This is a genomic window from Rheinheimera sp. NSM, from assembly GCF_052380015.1.
Lineage (GTDB): Bacteria > Pseudomonadota > Gammaproteobacteria > Enterobacterales > Alteromonadaceae > Alishewanella.
The window spans coordinates 34,593-51,140 of record NZ_JBQTCI010000004.1; the positions used below are offsets into that span (position 1 = coordinate 34,593).

General features: G+C 52.1%; 12 protein-coding genes. All 12 read left to right on the forward strand.

What is annotated here, in order from left to right; translation table 11 throughout:
• The first annotated feature begins 61 nt into the window (after window positions 1-61).
• The 12 genes from ACTZWV_RS12440 to ACTZWV_RS12495 all read left to right on the forward strand — a co-directional run bounded on the left by ACTZWV_RS12440 (window position 62) and on the right by ACTZWV_RS12495 (window position 16,422).
• The gene (locus tag ACTZWV_RS12440) at window positions 62-952 is read left to right on the forward strand and encodes a pirin family protein (RefSeq protein ID WP_444786852.1); all 891 of its coding nucleotides are present in this window, start codon (window positions 62-64) and stop codon (window positions 950-952) included.
• Window positions 953-1,029: 77 nt separating this feature from the next.
• Complete coding sequence (gene mtnN, locus ACTZWV_RS12445) at window positions 1,030-1,740, forward strand: 5'-methylthioadenosine/S-adenosylhomocysteine nucleosidase (RefSeq protein WP_444786853.1); 711 nt, start codon at window positions 1,030-1,032, stop codon at window positions 1,738-1,740.
• Window position 1,741: 1 nt separating this feature from the next.
• The gene (locus tag ACTZWV_RS12450; protein WP_444786854.1) at window positions 1,742-2,698 is read left to right on the forward strand and encodes a cobalamin biosynthesis protein; all 957 of its coding nucleotides are present in this window, start codon (window positions 1,742-1,744) and stop codon (window positions 2,696-2,698) included.
• Window positions 2,699-2,838: 140 nt separating this feature from the next.
• Window positions 2,839-7,329: an EAL domain-containing protein gene (locus tag ACTZWV_RS12455; protein WP_444787223.1), complete on the forward strand. Its 4,491-nt coding sequence runs from the start codon at window positions 2,839-2,841 to the stop codon at window positions 7,327-7,329.
• Between the two features lie 110 nt (window positions 7,330-7,439).
• Window positions 7,440-8,288, forward strand: a complete 849-nt coding sequence (locus ACTZWV_RS12460; RefSeq protein WP_444786855.1) for a DMT family transporter — start codon at window positions 7,440-7,442, stop codon at window positions 8,286-8,288.
• An 89-nt stretch (window positions 8,289-8,377) separates the two neighbouring features.
• Window positions 8,378-9,811 carry a tRNA (N6-isopentenyl adenosine(37)-C2)-methylthiotransferase MiaB gene (gene miaB / locus ACTZWV_RS12465; protein WP_444786856.1) on the forward strand — a complete coding sequence of 478 codons (1,434 nt, stop codon included), beginning with the start codon at window positions 8,378-8,380 and terminating at the stop codon, window positions 9,809-9,811.
• Between the two features lie 45 nt (window positions 9,812-9,856).
• The gene (locus tag ACTZWV_RS12470) at window positions 9,857-10,861 is read left to right on the forward strand and encodes a PhoH family protein (RefSeq protein WP_444786857.1); all 1,005 of its coding nucleotides are present in this window, start codon (window positions 9,857-9,859) and stop codon (window positions 10,859-10,861) included.
• The gene (gene ybeY / locus ACTZWV_RS12475) at window positions 10,861-11,322 is read left to right on the forward strand and encodes an rRNA maturation RNase YbeY (protein ID WP_444786858.1); all 462 of its coding nucleotides are present in this window, start codon (window positions 10,861-10,863) and stop codon (window positions 11,320-11,322) included. Before ACTZWV_RS12470 ends, ybeY begins: the two co-directional genes overlap by 1 nt.
• A gap of 33 nt (window positions 11,323-11,355) precedes the next feature.
• Window positions 11,356-12,228: an HlyC/CorC family transporter gene (locus tag ACTZWV_RS12480; protein ID WP_444786859.1), complete on the forward strand. Its 873-nt coding sequence runs from the start codon at window positions 11,356-11,358 to the stop codon at window positions 12,226-12,228.
• Window positions 12,229-12,233: 5 nt separating this feature from the next.
• Complete coding sequence (gene lnt, locus ACTZWV_RS12485) at window positions 12,234-13,781, forward strand: apolipoprotein N-acyltransferase (RefSeq protein ID WP_444786860.1); 1,548 nt, start codon at window positions 12,234-12,236, stop codon at window positions 13,779-13,781.
• Window positions 13,782-14,081: 300 nt separating this feature from the next.
• Window positions 14,082-15,731, forward strand: a complete 1,650-nt coding sequence (locus tag ACTZWV_RS12490; RefSeq protein ID WP_444786861.1) for a S8 family serine peptidase — start codon at window positions 14,082-14,084, stop codon at window positions 15,729-15,731.
• A gap of 112 nt (window positions 15,732-15,843) precedes the next feature.
• Window positions 15,844-16,422: a GNAT family N-acetyltransferase gene (locus ACTZWV_RS12495; protein ID WP_444786862.1), complete on the forward strand. Its 579-nt coding sequence runs from the start codon at window positions 15,844-15,846 to the stop codon at window positions 16,420-16,422.
• Window positions 16,423-16,548 lie beyond the last annotated feature (126 nt).

The window sequence follows — 16,548 nt, forward strand, 5'->3', positions numbered from 1 at the left end:
ATGCCATTTTCTTTTCATTTGAAACGCAGTTTAATAGCTAAAACCTGAACAGGAGCAGCTGATGAGCGCACGCACTTTGCAACGATTAATCCCCGCCGTACAAACATCGGATGGCGCCGGGGTCACCATAAAACGCAGCTTGGGCCAAACGCCGCAAACACGGCTGGACCCGTTTTTAATGTTGGATTTTTTTGGTTCAGACCAGCCGGGCGACTACATCAAAGGCTTTCCGCCGCACCCGCATCGCGGCTTTGAAACCGTGACCTATATGCTGGACGGCCATATGCTGCATCAAGACCATCTGGGCAACCAGGGCCATTTGAAAAGCGGCGGCGTGCAATGGATGACCGCCGGGCGCGGTATTATTCATTCCGAAATGCCGCAGCAGGACCAGGGCCTGATGCAGGGGTTTCAACTGTGGCTGAATTTACCGGCGGCAGAAAAAATGCAGCCGGCAGCTTATGTTGATATCCGCCCCGAGCTGATCCCGCAAGTTACTTTGTCAGAGGGTAACAGTGCCAAAGTTATCGCCGGCCTGTTGCAAACCGACAGCATACAGCAAGGCGGCCCGATCCGCGGCCTTACTACAGATCCGCAATATTATGATCTGCAGCTGCGCGCCGGCAGCCGGGTTACGCTGGAATTACCGGTAACGCACAACGCTTTTGTTTACCCTTACAGCGCAGATATTTATGTGCAGGATGACAAAGAGCAACGCAAAGTGCCGCAGCACCATGCCGGCGTGCTGACTCACGGCAACAGCGTAACCCTGGTTGCTACTGAGGATACTAAAGTACTGCTGTTAGCCGCCGCAGCCATTGGTGAACCGGTAGTGCAATACGGCCCCTTTGTGATGAATAGCACAGCGGAGATCGAACAAGCCATCAGTGATTATCAGCAAGGTAAGCTTACCGCAAACACGGCCGCCGGCAGTATTGAACTGGCGCCTTAAGGTTAACGCAATGAAAAGCGGGATTTTGTCAGCATAGCGTTTTATACTAATGCCTTTGTAATGACAGAGACTGCAGCATGCAATTAATCGGTATTATCGGCGCCATGGAGCCGGAAGTGGCGCTGCTGCGCCAACAAATCACAGAGATTAACAGCACCGAACTGGGTGGCTATGTGTTTTACAACGGCAAACTGGCCGGCCAGGCCGTGGTGCTGGTGCAATCCGGCATTGGTAAAGTGGCCTCGGCGCTGGCAACAGCTTTGCTTATCCAGCAGTTTAAACCCGATGCGGTAATTAACACCGGTTCAGCCGGTGGTTTTGACCCGCAGCTGAATGTCGGCGATGTAGTGATCAGTACTGAAGTGCGCCATCACGATGTCGACGTGACGGCCTTTGGTTATGAAATGGGCCAGGTACCGCAAATGCCGGCCGCCTTTAGTGCACACCCGGCGCTGGTCAATGCTGCAGAGCAAAGCATACAGGCGCTGGGTTTCTGCCAGACCAAAAAAGGCTTAATCGCCACCGGCGACAGCTTTATTTGTGACCCGGCACGCATCGCTGTTATCCGCCAACAATTTCCAACTATGCTGGCTGTGGAAATGGAAGGCGCCGCCATCGCCCAGGTCTGCCATATGCTGAAAACCCCCTTTGTCGTGATCCGCAGCCTGAGTGACATTGCCGGTAAAGAATCGCCGCAATCTTTTGAGGCTTACCTGGAGGTGGCTTCCAAACACAGCTCAGCCATGGTCACAGAGCTGTTAACTCGTCTGCACGGCGTAACGCTGTAACGTGGCGTGGCCGGACGGGCTGGCTGTCTATCCACTGTTGCTGCTGGTTACCCTGCTGGCAGCACGGCTGTTGCCGTTACCGGCGGCTTACCACCCGTTAACCGCATTTCGCTACTTTGCCCGCAGCCTGGGTAATAAAGTTAACCCTGATCCAGGCCGCGCCAAAGGCCAGCAATATATTTCCGGTAGCCTGGCGTTGCTGGTCGGCTGGCTACCGGCTATGGCATTGTTGTACAGCCTGTATCAATTTTCAGAATTGCCATTAGTGCTGGATGCCTTATTGCTGTTTTGCAGCCTCGACTGGCAAAGCCGGCGTAATCAGGCACTGCAGGTATACCACAGCTTGCAACGTAATCAATTAAGCCTGGCAAGAGAGCAGGCGCAACCGCTGCTGCTGCGTAACTGCAGCAAGCTAACGGCAATGGGGCTGAGCAAAGCCGTAATTGAAAACCTGCTGCTGCAAAGCGCTAAGCAGCTGATTGGCGTGGGCTGTTTTTTCCTGCTCGGCGGTGGTCTGGCCGCTATCGGTTACCGCTTGCTGCAGCAATTACAACAGCAATGGAACCCCAAGCAGGACGGTTATCAACTGTTTGGCCGGCCCACTGCGGTTATCGCCATGCTATTGAGCAGCCTCCCTATGCTGTTGAGTACCAGCTTTATTGCGCTGCAACATGGTGTATTGCGCTTTTACCGTCGCAGCAAAACCACACGCCACCGTTTCAGCCGGCCGGCATTTTATCTGTTATGTGCCGGTTCTGCCGCACTGCGTTGTGATTTGGGTGGGCCGGTCTATTATAGTGAGACCAAATACCGCCGCAGTCGTATCGCCGGGCAACGCCCGCCCGGCGCAGCCGATATTAAGGCTTGTCTGCGGTTGTTGGGCTTTTTGCACCTGTATCTGATGCTGCTGACCGGCAGCTTCAGCTTGCTGCAATTTGCATGGTGGCTGGCAAACTGAATATGGCTTTATCAGCGCAGACAGAACGCTGGACAAGGCCGGTGTTCTCGTTATATGTTTTGCCATCACGCAAGGTGTAGCACCTATAATATTGATAAAGCTACCGAACGGGAGTTCCAGTGAATTTTTTGCCGCATTTTATGCGCTACGCAGCTTTATTTTTGCTGTTTACAGCATTTTGCCTGCCTGCGGCTCCATTACTACGGCCGCTAACCCCCGATCAGGGTTTGTCGCAGGGGTCAGTCCAGGACATGTTATTGGATGACGATGGATTCCTCTGGCTGGCAACAGAGGGTGGCCTGAACCGGTATGATGGACATCGGGTGCTGCATCTTAGCACTGCCGATTATGGCTTACGCGAAGTGACATTCACCCGGTTATTACAAGACAGCGGAAACAAGATATACGCAACCACTGCCGGTGGCGATCTTTACCGTTATGACAGTCAGTCAGGTTTGCTGGTATTGTTCACGCAATTGCGCCAGCAGTTTGAAACGCTGCACTCAAGCTCTATTGTCGGCTTACAACAGTATGATGAACATAGTCTGGTGTTGGCTACAGAGTATGCCCTGTTTTCCGTATCCCGGCGGGACGGCACAGCGACGCAACTACTTGACCTGATAGACTTGGCTGAACCTGATGGCTGGTTCCGCGATATCTATGTCCATCAGCAGTATGTTCTTATCGCCAGCTATAACCGGGTACTCGTGTACAACATGCAAAGCGGGCAACATCACTCGCTATATCATACAGATTTGCAAAGTGCGACTGAGGATCAGCAACACACTAAAGTCCTCAGTATTAAGCACAATAAATTATGGATAGGCACAGTTGAGGGGCTTTACAGTATTGAGCTGGATGCGCTTATGGCCTATTTGGAGCACGACCAACCGTATCAGGTGAAAACAGAATTGCCGCAGCTGAATATCTGGAAGATATTGTGGCAGGGAGCACAAGCGGTTATTCCCACGGAAAGCGGCTTATATCGTTTTACACCAGATACCGCAGAGCTTACTTCTCTGGTCAAACTCACCGACAGCAAGCTTGAGTTAACAGACAATACTATTGTTGACACTATTGCCGACAATGACGGAGGCTTTTGGCTGGCTACCCGTAATGATGGCGCTTATTACTGGCATCCGCGCAGTGAAGCATTCAGTCAGATTAGTAGTACTCGCCATGCTTCATCAACACTTAGCAATGATAAAATTTATAATGTAGTTTATGAGGATGGCACGTTGTGGGTAGGGACTCTCAATGGCCTGAATAAGCTTAACCCGGACAGTCGGAATATTACCTCGTACTTTGTGTCGGACGATCCGAAAGCGGTAACTCACGCTGGCACCATTTATCACATAATGCCTGCCGGCAAAGGACAATACTGGTTGCATACCGGCTTGGGTCTGCGTTTATTCGACAGTAACAGCGACCAGTTAATGCCGTTACCGGGAGTTAGTGCAGAAAACTATCCTCTGTTCGATCACTTGAGCCACTCCTACTTCGCCTATCGACACTACCTGTATTTTTTCCGCCGTGATAAAGCGCTCAGGTATAACACACAATCCGGTGAGGTCATCGACGTAACCGATAAACTGCAGCAGATAGGCTATGACAATAATGTCGTTTTTGTCGCCGCGCTACCAGAGACGCGCGGCAGTATACTCCTGACGAAACCCGATGAACTCTGGCTATGGCAACCGGAAACCGGACAAAGCCAACTGTTGTATCGCCATCACAACTTCCTGCCACAATCTAATCGATATGCTGATACAGCTTTGATTGATGAGCAAAATCGCTTGTGGGTTGGCATGTCTGGCATTGGCTTACTCGGGTTTGATTTAACTGACCTGAAGTTGGTCGTGCAGTTTCCGGTTGGCGAAACGTTATTGTCAGACGCTATCTACTGCCTGCAACAGGATAATTTTGGTGATATCTGGTTCTCATCACATAACGGCTTAGCGCGGTTAAAACCAGACACCTTACAAATTGAGTTCTTTACCCGGGATGACGGGCTGGACACCCATGAGTACAATGCCGGGGCAGGTAGCCGCCTGGACAACGGTACTCTGGTATTTGGCTCGATGCGGGGATTGACACTGGTAGCACCCGAACTATTGCAACAACCTCCGCACCAGCCTGATGTTACTATAACCGGTATAAGCGTATTAAATGGCGACCTGACGCCGCTTAACGCCAATTTGAACAACAGTAATTTTACGTTATCACATAATGACTTAGGTTTAACGCTACAGTTTAGTGCGATGAATTTTAACAGTAACCACAAAATGCAGTATCGTTACTGGCTAACCGGAAGCAGCAATATTAACTATCCGTTGCAAACCGGTAATTCTGTTGTTTTCCCTCAACTTAAACGTGGTGAGTATCAGTTTAATGTAGTGTCAGTATCACCTCAGAGCGGCATTGAAAGCATGCCGGCAAGTTTGACCTTAATTATAAAACCTGCGCCCTGGTTATCAAATTGGGCGATTTTGCTTTACTTCAGTCTGGCTTTGTTGCTGCTGCATCGCTTCTACCGCTTCCGGCGCCATCAAGTCCACGAGGTGCGCGCGGCGCATTATAAAGTACAGCAAAGCGAACAGAGGTTAATGCAAGCACTTACCTCTGTTAACAGTGGTGCCTGGGAGTGGAATGCCCATAATAATCAACTGTTTGCCGCCAGAATTTATACCATGCTGGGTTACAGCGAGCAGATGAACCCGCTAACGATGCAGCAGCATATGACATTGATTCACCCCGATGACAGAGCCGGCTTTGCCAGCCAATGGCAGCGCTTTTTGCAAGAACCGGATGCCGGCTTTGATTGCACCTACCGTATGCAGCACCAGGCCGGGCAATGGCTGTGGTTTCGCGATCTGGGTAAAGCCACTGCGTCAGACAACGGTAATAACGTTACCAAAGTTATCGGCACCTTCAGCAACATCACAGAAACCCGCGCTAATATGGAAAAAGCGCGGCTGTTTGGCGAAGCCTTTCAGCAAACCCGTGACTGGGTGGTTATTCTGGATAACCGCCAACGCGTGGTGGCAGCTAATCAATCCTTTGCTGCCGCTTTTGGCAATATGGAGCAGTACCTCGATCAGCCGCGTACTCACCACCTGGGCATCAGCCTGGTACGGCGGCGCTTCTACACTAAGTTACTGCGCGAACTAAAACCCGGCCAACACTGGCAGGGCGAAGAGCTGGTGATTACCCCGGATGGCCGCGAGCGCCCTACGCTAATCAATATCAGCGCCATAGGTGAGCAGCAACAACACACCTTTTATGTGCTGGTGTTTACCGACATTACCGCGCAAAAACTGGCTGAAGATGAGCTGCGCTACCTGGCCAACTATGATGCGTTAACCGGCCTACCCAACCGAGCCTTGCTAATGGACCGTATTTACCATGGTATTGATCAGGCCAAACGGGATAAGCGCTCTTTGGCACTGTGTTTTATCGACCTGGACAAGTTTAAGCAAATTAACGACTCGCTGGGCCATGACATCGGCGACTTACTACTCAAAGAAGTGGCACGGCGCTTAACCCTGACGCTACGTGACAGCGACACTGTCGCCAGGCTGGGCGGCGATGAGTTTGTGGTGCTGCTTGAAGGCTACAAAGCCGAAGATAATATCAGCCATGTCGCGCGCAAAATGTTGGCGATTGTTGGCGAGCCGATGCAATTTGGTACCCATACCGTTGGCGTTTCGCCCAGTATCGGCATAGCGGTATATCCGGAAGATGCGCTGAATGCCGCTGAACTGCTGAAACATGCCGACGTGGCCATGTATCACGCCAAAGAAGCCGGACGCAATAATTACCAGTTTTTTACTGCCGAGATGAACGAGAAAGCCCATATGCGGCTGGCGCGGGAAACCAGGCTGCGCCAGGCGCTGAAAAACGACGAGTTTGTTAACTTCTATCAGCCTATCGTCAACAGCCAAACCCGTCAGGTGGTGGGCGCTGAAGTGCTGCTGCGCTGGCACAGCTCCACTGGCATCATATCGCCGGTTGAATTTATTCCGCTGGCCGAAGAGCTGCGGTTAATTATTAATATGACGCATCAGCTGTTGGAGCGGGCTCTTAGCGACTTAAAACAATGGCATAACGACGGCCACCAAATTTACCTGTCGATAAATTTATCCACCCAGCATCTGGAGCAGCCGGCACTGGCCGGCCACATCCGCTTTTTACTGAGTAAATACCAGTTGCCGGCCAGCTGTCTGCGCTTTGAAGTCACCGAAAGTGCGCTGATGCGCGATCACCAAAGCGCGATAGAAACCATGCAGGCGCTGAGCAACCTTGGCGTGCAGCTGGCATTGGATGACTTTGGCACCGGTTACTCATCATTGAAATACTTAAAAGAGCTGCCGATAGACGGCATTAAAATTGACCGCAGCTTTGTGCAGGATATCGGCATCGACAGCAGTGACGAAACCATTATTGATGCCATGCTGAGTATGGCTAACAGCCTTGGCATGTACTGCGTGGCCGAAGGCGTGGAAACCGAGCAGCAGCTGGCATTCTTTTCGCGCCGGCAATGCTACCTGATCCAGGGCTATTTGTTCGCCAAACCGATGCCGGCCAACGAACTGCTGCAGTTTTTACACCGCGAAAACCTCAGCGCCTGACGCCGGCACGCCGGGCGGTTGCCCGGCTGCGATAATTGCCAGGCTCACAGGGCACAGCCACCGCCCGCTCTGCTATACTGGCCGCCTTATCCTGTTACCCGCGGAATACCATGCTGTCGCCGTTAGTCAAAGGGGCTTTGCTGTTATTGCTGGCCGAAGCCTGCTTCGCCGGTATTGGTGCTATTGTTAAATTTACCAGCGGCACTGCCTCTGAAGTGCAGGTGGTATTCTTCCGCAACTTTTTTGCCCTGCTGTTGATGCTGCCGTTTTTGTATAAGCACGGCTTTAGCCTGTTAAAAACCCAACGCTGGTACCTGCACCTTAGCCGCGCCTTAACCGGGCTTATTTCAATGTACTGCTTTTTCTATGTGCTGGCGCGTTTGCCCCTGGCGCAGGGCATGTTGGTATTGTTGCTCTCGCCCTTTATTGTGCCGATTATTGCCAGATTCTGGTTAAAAGAGCGCCCCAGCCGCCTGACACTGTTTGCCATAGCACTGGGTTTTGTTGGCGTAATGCTGGCACTGCCCGGCACCGCCGGTACTGTTGACGCCATTATGCTGGTGGCACTGGTATCGGCGGTGTTAGTGGCGGTAACCAAAACCACCATTCGCTATATGTCCGATACCGAGCCGGCGGTACGTATCGTATTCTATTTTTCGCTGCTCACCGCCATTTTGTCTGCCATACCGCTGCCGTTTTACTGGCAGCCACTGAATAACGAAGTATGGCTGGCTTTTATTGGTATGGGTGTACTGGCAGCGATTGGCCAACTGGCGATGACCCGCGCCTACGCCGTGGCGCCAGCCAGTGATATTGGCATGTGGACTTACAGCAGCGTAATTTTTGCCGGCTTGTTTGGTTATTTATTCTGGCAGGAGCCGGTCACTATGGCGTGGTTTGCCGGTGTGCTGGTTATTTTTTACGCCGGGTATATCACCACCCGGCAAAGGCTGTTATAGCCGTTTTCCGGCAGTGCTGGCAACGCGGGCCCGAACAGGCTAAAATACGCTCCCTTTTTTCCAAGTGACAATACAGGTAACAACGCGCAATGGGCAAAAAACTGCACATTAAAACCTGGGGCTGCCAGATGAACGAATACGATTCATCCAAAATGGCCGACCTGCTGGATGCTACTCACGGCTACACGCTGACCGAAGAGGCAGAAGAGGCAGATGTTATTCTGCTGAATACCTGTTCTATCCGCGAAAAAGCACAGGAGAAAGTATTCCATCAGCTGGGGCGTTGGCGTCCGCTTAAGGAAAAGAACCCTGATTTAGTCATCGGTGTCGGTGGCTGTGTTGCCTCACAGGAAGGCGCCGCCATTCGTGAACGCGCGCCCTATGTTGATATCGTGTTTGGCCCGCAAACCCTGCACCGCCTGCCGGAGATGATCAACGCCGTGCGCGGCAATAAATCACCGGTGGTGGATGTCTCGTTCCCGGAAATTGAAAAATTCGACCGCTTGCCGGAGCCCAAAGCCGATGGTCCAACCGCTTTTGTGTCGGTAATGGAAGGCTGCTCTAAATATTGTACTTTCTGCGTGGTGCCTTATACCCGCGGTGAAGAAGTCAGCCGGCCGCTGGATGATGTGTTATTTGAAATTGCCCAGTTAGCCGAGCAAGGCGTACGCGAAGTCAACCTGCTGGGGCAGAATGTTAACGGCTACCGCGGCGAGAAGTTTGACGGCACCATCTGCCATTTCTCCGAGTTGCTGCGATTAGTAGCGGCGATTGACGGCATAGATCGCATTCGTTACACCACGTCGCACCCGGTCGAATTTACCGACGATATTATCGAAGTGTACCGCGACGTACCGGAATTGGTTGATCACCTGCACCTGCCGGTACAAAGCGGCTCCGACCGTATTCTGAACCTGATGAAACGCGGCCACACGGCGCTGGAATATAAATCGCAAATTCGTAAGCTGAAGAAAATCCGGCCGAATTTAAGTATGTCGTCTGATTTTATTATCGGCTTCCCGGGCGAAGACGACGCCGATTTCCAGGCCACTATGGATCTGATCCAAGCCATCGATTTTGATATGAGCTTCAGTTTTATTTACAGCGCGCGGCCTGGCACACCAGCGGCAGATTTGCCGGATGATGTCAGCGAAGAGGCGAAAAAACAGCGTTTATATATTCTGCAAGACCGCATTAACCAGCAGGCACTGAAAATTGCCCGTGGTATGCTGGGTACCGAGCAGCGTATTTTGGTCGAAGGCCCGTCGAAGAAAAGCATTATGGAGCTGACCGGCCGTACCGAAAATAACCGCGTGGTAAATTTTGAAGGCTCACCGGATATGATTGGCGGTTTTGTCGATGTGAGAATTACTGACGTATTCAGTAATTCTCTGCGCGGCGAGCTTATTCGTACCGAGCGCGACATGGGCCTGCGCCGTGAAATATCGCCGCAGCAAATTCTGGCGCGGCAAAAAGCCGACGCCACACCTGATGTACTGGGCGTAACCACCTTTACACCCTGACTAATCCGGGGGCATAACAGCCCCCTTTTACACTGAGGCAGGCATTTGAGCACATCTTTACATACTGCAGACTTAACCCTGGAAGGGGCGGACAACCGGCGGTTAACGCTGTTATGTGGCCCGTTCGACGATAATTTAAAGCATGTAGAGCGCCGGTTGTTGGTTGAGATCAGCCATCGCGACAACCAGTTAAAAATTGCCGGTCCGGCTGATAACGTCGCGGCAGCGCTTGATGTACTGCAACAATTGTATGATGCCACCGCCACCCCGGCCGCAGAGCTGACGCCGGAGCAGGTGCATTTGCTGATCAGTGAAAACTACGACATTCAATACCAACAGCACGACAACGAGCCGCATGATTTCAGCCTGAAAACTAAAAAAGGCCTGATTAAACCGCGTAACCCGAATCAGGCCGCTTATGTCGGCAATGTGCTGAGCCACGATGTTTGTTTTGGTATAGGCCCGGCCGGTACCGGTAAAACCTATTTAGCCGTAGCCTGTGCCGTTGACGCGCTGGAACGTAATCTGGTGCGGCGCATCGTACTAACCCGCCCCGCAGTAGAGGCCGGTGAAAAGCTGGGCTTTCTGCCGGGTGACCTGGCGCAAAAAGTCGACCCTTACCTGCGGCCCTTATACGACGCCTTATTTGAAATGCTCGGCTTTGAAAAGGTGGAAAAATACCTGGAGCGCGGCATTATTGAAATTGCCCCGCTGGCTTATATGCGCGGCCGCACGCTGAACGATGCTTTTATTATTCTCGATGAAAGCCAAAACACCACGGTGGAACAGATGAAAATGTTCTTAACGCGGATTGGCTTTAGCTCCAAAGCGGTGATCACCGGCGACATTACCCAGGTAGATTTACCGCGCGGCCAGTATTCCGGTTTAAAACACGCCATAGATGTACTGAGCGACGTAAAAGAAATCAGCTTTAACCACTTTACCGCCAAAGACGTAGTGCGCCACCCGATAGTGCAGCGTATTGTCATGGCCTATGAAGCCTTTGAGGCAGCCAAACTGGCCGCCGACAACGCGGCTAAAGGGCAATAATGGCGATTATTCTTGATTTACAACTGGCCAGCACAGCTGACAATTTGCCGACAGCTGAACAAGTGCAGCAGTGGCTGGACGCGGCCATACTGCCGTTTCAGGCAGAAGCCGAAGTTACCGTACGTATTGTTGATAACAGTGAGAGCCAACAGCTGAATTTTGACTATCGCGGCAAAGATAAACCCACCAATGTACTGAGTTTTCCGTTTCAGTGTCCGCCGGGCATCGAACTGGCGCTGTTGGGCGATTTAGTGATCTGCGCGCCGGTGGTAATGACAGAGGCCGCAGAACAGGGCAAAAGCTTAAGCGCACACTGGGCACATATGGTCGTACACGGAAGCTTGCATTTACTCGGTTTTGACCATATAAATGACGACGATGCACAGCAAATGGAAGCTGAAGAAGTGACCATATTGCAACAACTTGGCTTTACAAATCCCTATTTGTTGGATAACGAATAGACTCTTTTAATTGTTTGGAGCAACAGTTCACCCATGAGTGACGACAACCCCCACTCTAGTCGCGGTTCTGCCGGTAAATCCTGGTTAGATCGGATCGCCGGAATTTTCAGTGCAGAACCACAGGACATTTCAGAATTACAGGACATCATCAGCGAAGCCGAAGTGCGCAGCCTGATTGATGCCGACACCAAAAGTATGCTGCAGGGCGTGCTGGACGTATCCAGCATGCGGGCCCGCGATATTATGGTGCCCCGCTCGCAAATGGCCACCATTGACATTGACGACTCTGTCGCCGACATGTTGCCCATTTTAATGGAAAACAATCACAGCCGTTATCCGGTAGTGAATGAAGACAAAGACCATATCGAAGGCATTCTGCTGGTAAAAGACTTACTGCAATATGCACTGGACCCGAACGTCAGCGACTGGCATCTGCGCGATTTACTGCGCCCGGCGGTGATCATCCCCGAGAGTAAAAGGGTTGATGCCCTACTGAAAGAGTTTCGCCAGAAACGCTACCATATGGCCATAGTAGTTGATGAGTACGGCGGCGTGTCTGGCTTGGTTACCATTGAAGATATTCTGGAACAAATCGTCGGCGAAATTGAAGATGAGCACGACGATGAAGAAGAAAACGATATCAAGAAAATGGCTTCAAGGGTGTTTCAGGTTAGCGCCTTAACGCCGCTGGATGAATTTAACGAGTCGTTTAATACCCGCTTTGATGAAGAAGATGCCGACACCATCGGTGGCATAGTGCTGCATGCCTTTGGCCATATGCCGGCCAAAGGCGAAAGCATAGAACTGGAAGGCTTAACCTTCAAAGTCAGTAAAGCCAACAGCCGCCGCCTGGTGCAGCTACAGGTTATCCGCGCCAAAGAAACCGCCGATACTGAGGAAAACTAGCCATCTTGCCTGCTGCCGTAAAGCGCCTTGCTAAACTAAGCCTGCCCCACCTGCTGCTGATCGCAGCCGGTGGCGTTACCACTTTAGCCTTTGCGCCTTATACCTTATGGTGGCTACCGCTACTTAGCGTGGCCTTGCTGGTATTGCTATTGCAACGCGCCGGCTCTGCCAAACAAGCCGCCTTACTCGGTTTTAGCTATGGCGTAGGCTGGTTTGGCGTTGGTATCAGCTGGGTGCATGTCAGCATAGCCCAGTTTGGCGGTTTACCGCTGGCCGGCAGTTTGGGCTTAATGGCGCTGCTGGTGGGCTATCTGGCGTTGTTTCCGGCACTGGCCGGCTGGCTTAGCGCTAAACTGCGCAACCCTGCGTTTACCCCGCTGTTATTTGCTGCCTGCTGGACCTTTAGTGAATGGCTACGCAGCGTGCTGTTGACCGGCTTTCCCTGGTTGTCTTTGGGTTACAGCCAAACCAGCCATGGCCTCAGCGACTTTGCACCGCTGATCGGCGAAACCGGTATCAGCTTTTTGCTGGTGTTTGCTGCCGCGGCGCTGGCGCAGCTGTTTAGCCCGCAACGTGCCGCCGCCCGGTACAGTTATCTGCTTATCGCCGGGCTGCTGTTTACGATTGCGCCGCAGCTTAGTGCACTAAAAGGCTGGCACTACAGCGATAACGCTATAGACGTCGTCTTGGTGCAGGGCAATATTAAGCAGGATTTACGCTGGGCACCGGAGCAGGAATGGCCCACCATGCTGAAATATATGGACCTGACGCGGCCGTATTTTCAAACCGATTTAGTTATTTGGCCCGAGGCCGCTATTCCGCAACTGGAACCGCTGGCAGAGGGCTACCTGGAAAACCTGAACCGCGCCGCACTGTATGCCGACACCGCCGTGATCAGCGGCATTTTAGATTACAACTTTAAAACCCAACAAGCGTGGAATAACCTGATCGTGCTGGGTAAACGCCAACCGGACTCAACCGACGGCGACTATTTTTATGGCCACGGCAACCGCTACAGCAAACACCATTTGCTGCCGATTGGAGAATTTGTACCGTTCGAGAGCTGGCTACGCCAATTGGCGCCGATTTTTGATCTACCGATGAGCTCGTTCAGCCGCGGCAGCTATGTGCAGCCTAATCTGGTGGCAAATGGCTATCATTTATTGCCGGCTATCTGCTTTGAAATCGCCTTCCCGGCACAAATAAGCGCCAATATGACCGCCGACACTCAGCTGCTGCTAACGGTAAGTAACGACGCCTGGTTTGGCGACAGCATAGGCCCGCAACAACATTTACAAATAGCGCAGATGCGCGCGCTTGAATTTGGCCGGCCGCTGCTGCGCGCCACCAATAACGGCGTTACCGCTACCGTCGATGCTGCCGGCAACATCAGCGCCAGAGCAGCGCAATTTACCGACGCAGTACTGCAAGACAAGATGCGCTTAACCCACGGCCAAACCCCCTACGCCCGCTTTGGCGATTGGCCGCTGGCGGTGTTATGCACAATGCTGCTGGCCGGCTTGTGGCTCAAACGCCGCTTTAGCCGCAACTAACCCCCAATCACACTTCCAGACATCTGCAGCTCCATACTTATTTAAGGCTGCACGCCTGCTAAAAATCAGCCTGATTACATTTTGTAACAGATATTTAGTTAACTAATTTCACAAAAATCACATAAAACAACGCTTTTGGGAAACTTTTCAGTTGTCGTTGCAATGGCGCTTTTTCTGTGGCAAAACATTTTGCATGCTGAATAAAACAGCAATGCGATAAAGCGTCGACAGAACGCGACCAACTACAAGTAAAATCAGCAACAACGACTGATTAAAGCAACATCCAGAGGAAGTAAATTAATGAAATATAATAAATTATCCACGATTGCTACTGCTACCCTGCTGGCAATGGGTTTCACCGCTGCCGCAACTGCATCAGACCGCGTTATTATCCAGCTTGATAACAGTAAAAAAGGCGTGGTTAAAGCGCTGACTAAACAGCTTGGTGGTGACGTGAAAGTTGATGCCGATGGTTTTATCGCTGCACAGTTCAGCGGTAAATCATTAAGTGAAATCAAAGGTCTGTTAAACAATCCACATATCAAGCTGGTGGAAGAAGACGCGCTGCGTAAGCCACTGGCGATCTACAACGACGACCAGGGTAACCCGATGACAGAGCAGTTAACACCTTATGCGGTGTATCAGTCTCAAGCCAATCAGGTAGCTCTAAACCACGGCGCCGGTATGAAAGTTTGTGTTATCGATTCAGGTCTGGACCGCTCTAACGTCGATTTTGACTGGGGCAATATCACTGGTGATAACGACTCAGGCACCGGTAGCTGGGATGTTGCCGGTGGCCCGCACGGCACGCACGTTGCCGGTACTGTTGGCGCTGCCGATAACGGTGTTGGTGTAGTGGGTATGGCGCCGGGCGTCGCCATGCATATTATCAAAGTGTTTAATGCCGAAGGCTGGGGTTATTCATCAGACCTGGCTTACGCCGCGCAAAAATGTACCGCCGCCGGTGCCAATATCATTACCATGAGCCTGGGCGGCGGCGGTGCCAACAGCACCGAGTCTAATGCCTTTGCTACTTTTACCAACAACGGTGGTTTAGTGCTGGCAGCAGCAGGTAACGACGGCAACAACGTACGCTCTTACCCGGCCGGTTACCCGTCAGTGATGATGGTTGGCGCTAACGATGCAAATAACGCCATCGCCGATTTTTCTCAGTTCCCAAGCTGTACCACCGGCAAGGGTAAAAACGTGACTACCGACGAAACCATTTGTGTAGAAGTCACCGCCGGCGGCGTTGACACCCTGTCGACTTACCCTGCTGATGGCGCGACCTCCTCTTCACTGTATGCCGGCAGCACGGCTTTTGCCTCTTCGGCGATGGAGAATGCCGGCTCAGCATCTGGCAGCACCTATTTTATGGGCCTGGCTACAGCAACTGACAGTGGCGCAGCCGGTAAAGTCTGCGTAATTGATCGCGGTACTGTTTCATTCCATGACAAAGTAAAAAATTGCCAGAATTCAGGCGGTATCGCTGCAGTTATTATCAATAACGAAGCGGGCATGCTGTACGGTACTTTAGGTGAAGGTTCAGCCAACACCACTTCTATTCCGGCGGTAGGTGCGGCACTGGAAGATCGTTCTGCTTTGCTCGCCGCCGGTACCATGTCGGTCACCATTGAAAGCAGCGACTACGGCTATATGAGCGGCACCTCAATGGCAACGCCGGCAGTGGCTGGTGTAGCGGCCCTGGTATGGTCTAACTTCCCTGGCTGCAGCGGTACTGAAATCCGCAATGCGTTAAAAGTAACGGCACAAGATGCCGGTGCAGCAGGTAAAGATGTGTACTTCGGCTATGGTATCGTTAAAGCCAAAGCGGCATATGACTATCTGACTGCAAACGGCTGTGCCGGCTCCGGTGGTGACACTGGCGGCGGTGATACCGGTGGCGACACCGGCGGCAGCTGCAAAGGCGGCCCGAGAAAGTGCGGCTAAGCCGTAACGATTAAAAAAGCCGGCTTGATGCCGGCTTTTTGTTAACATTTAACTTGAGAACACAGCTAAGTCCGGTAGACTAAAACCACCTGAGCGTCAGTCGGCCTTTGCCATGACTTTACTGCACAATATCAGCCGCACTTTGCAGCGCCGCCGCAACAGCACCTGGCATGCACTGGGCTATGACACCACTGTACGGCCCGAGACCCCGGCCGACTACGCGGCAATAGCCCGCCTTACCCACACTGCCTTTAATAATGCTGCCGAAGCAAACCTGATCGCCACACTGCGCTGCCAGGCTGAGAATTATATTGCCTTAGTGGCGGAGCAGCATGGCGAAATAGTCGGCCATATCTTGTTTTCGCCGGCAACCATAGATAATGCCCCTGGCATTACGTTGATGGCACTGGCACCAATGGCGGTGAGCAATGTATTACAACATCAGGGCATAGGTTCAGCCCTGGTACGGGCCGGGTTGGAGCAATGTAATAAACAAGGCGTGGCCGCAGTGGTGGTACTGGGCCATCCGGGTTATTACCCGCGCTTTGGTTTTACCCCCGCCAGCCGTTTTAACATCAGCTGCCCGTGGCAGGCGCCGGATAATGCCTTTATGTTACTGGAGCTGACGCCGGGTGTGCTGAAGGGTAAAAGTGGCCAGGTGGTGTATCATCCGGCCTTTACTGCGCTTTAATCAAAGTTAGCGATGCAAAGAACCGGCTTACCTTAAGCTAACCGTTGAAGCCCCGGATGGGCTGAGACGAGCCCCCAGGGAAGGGTTTACGGCGTGTTAGCGTGGGTAAGCCGGTTCTGCAGATTT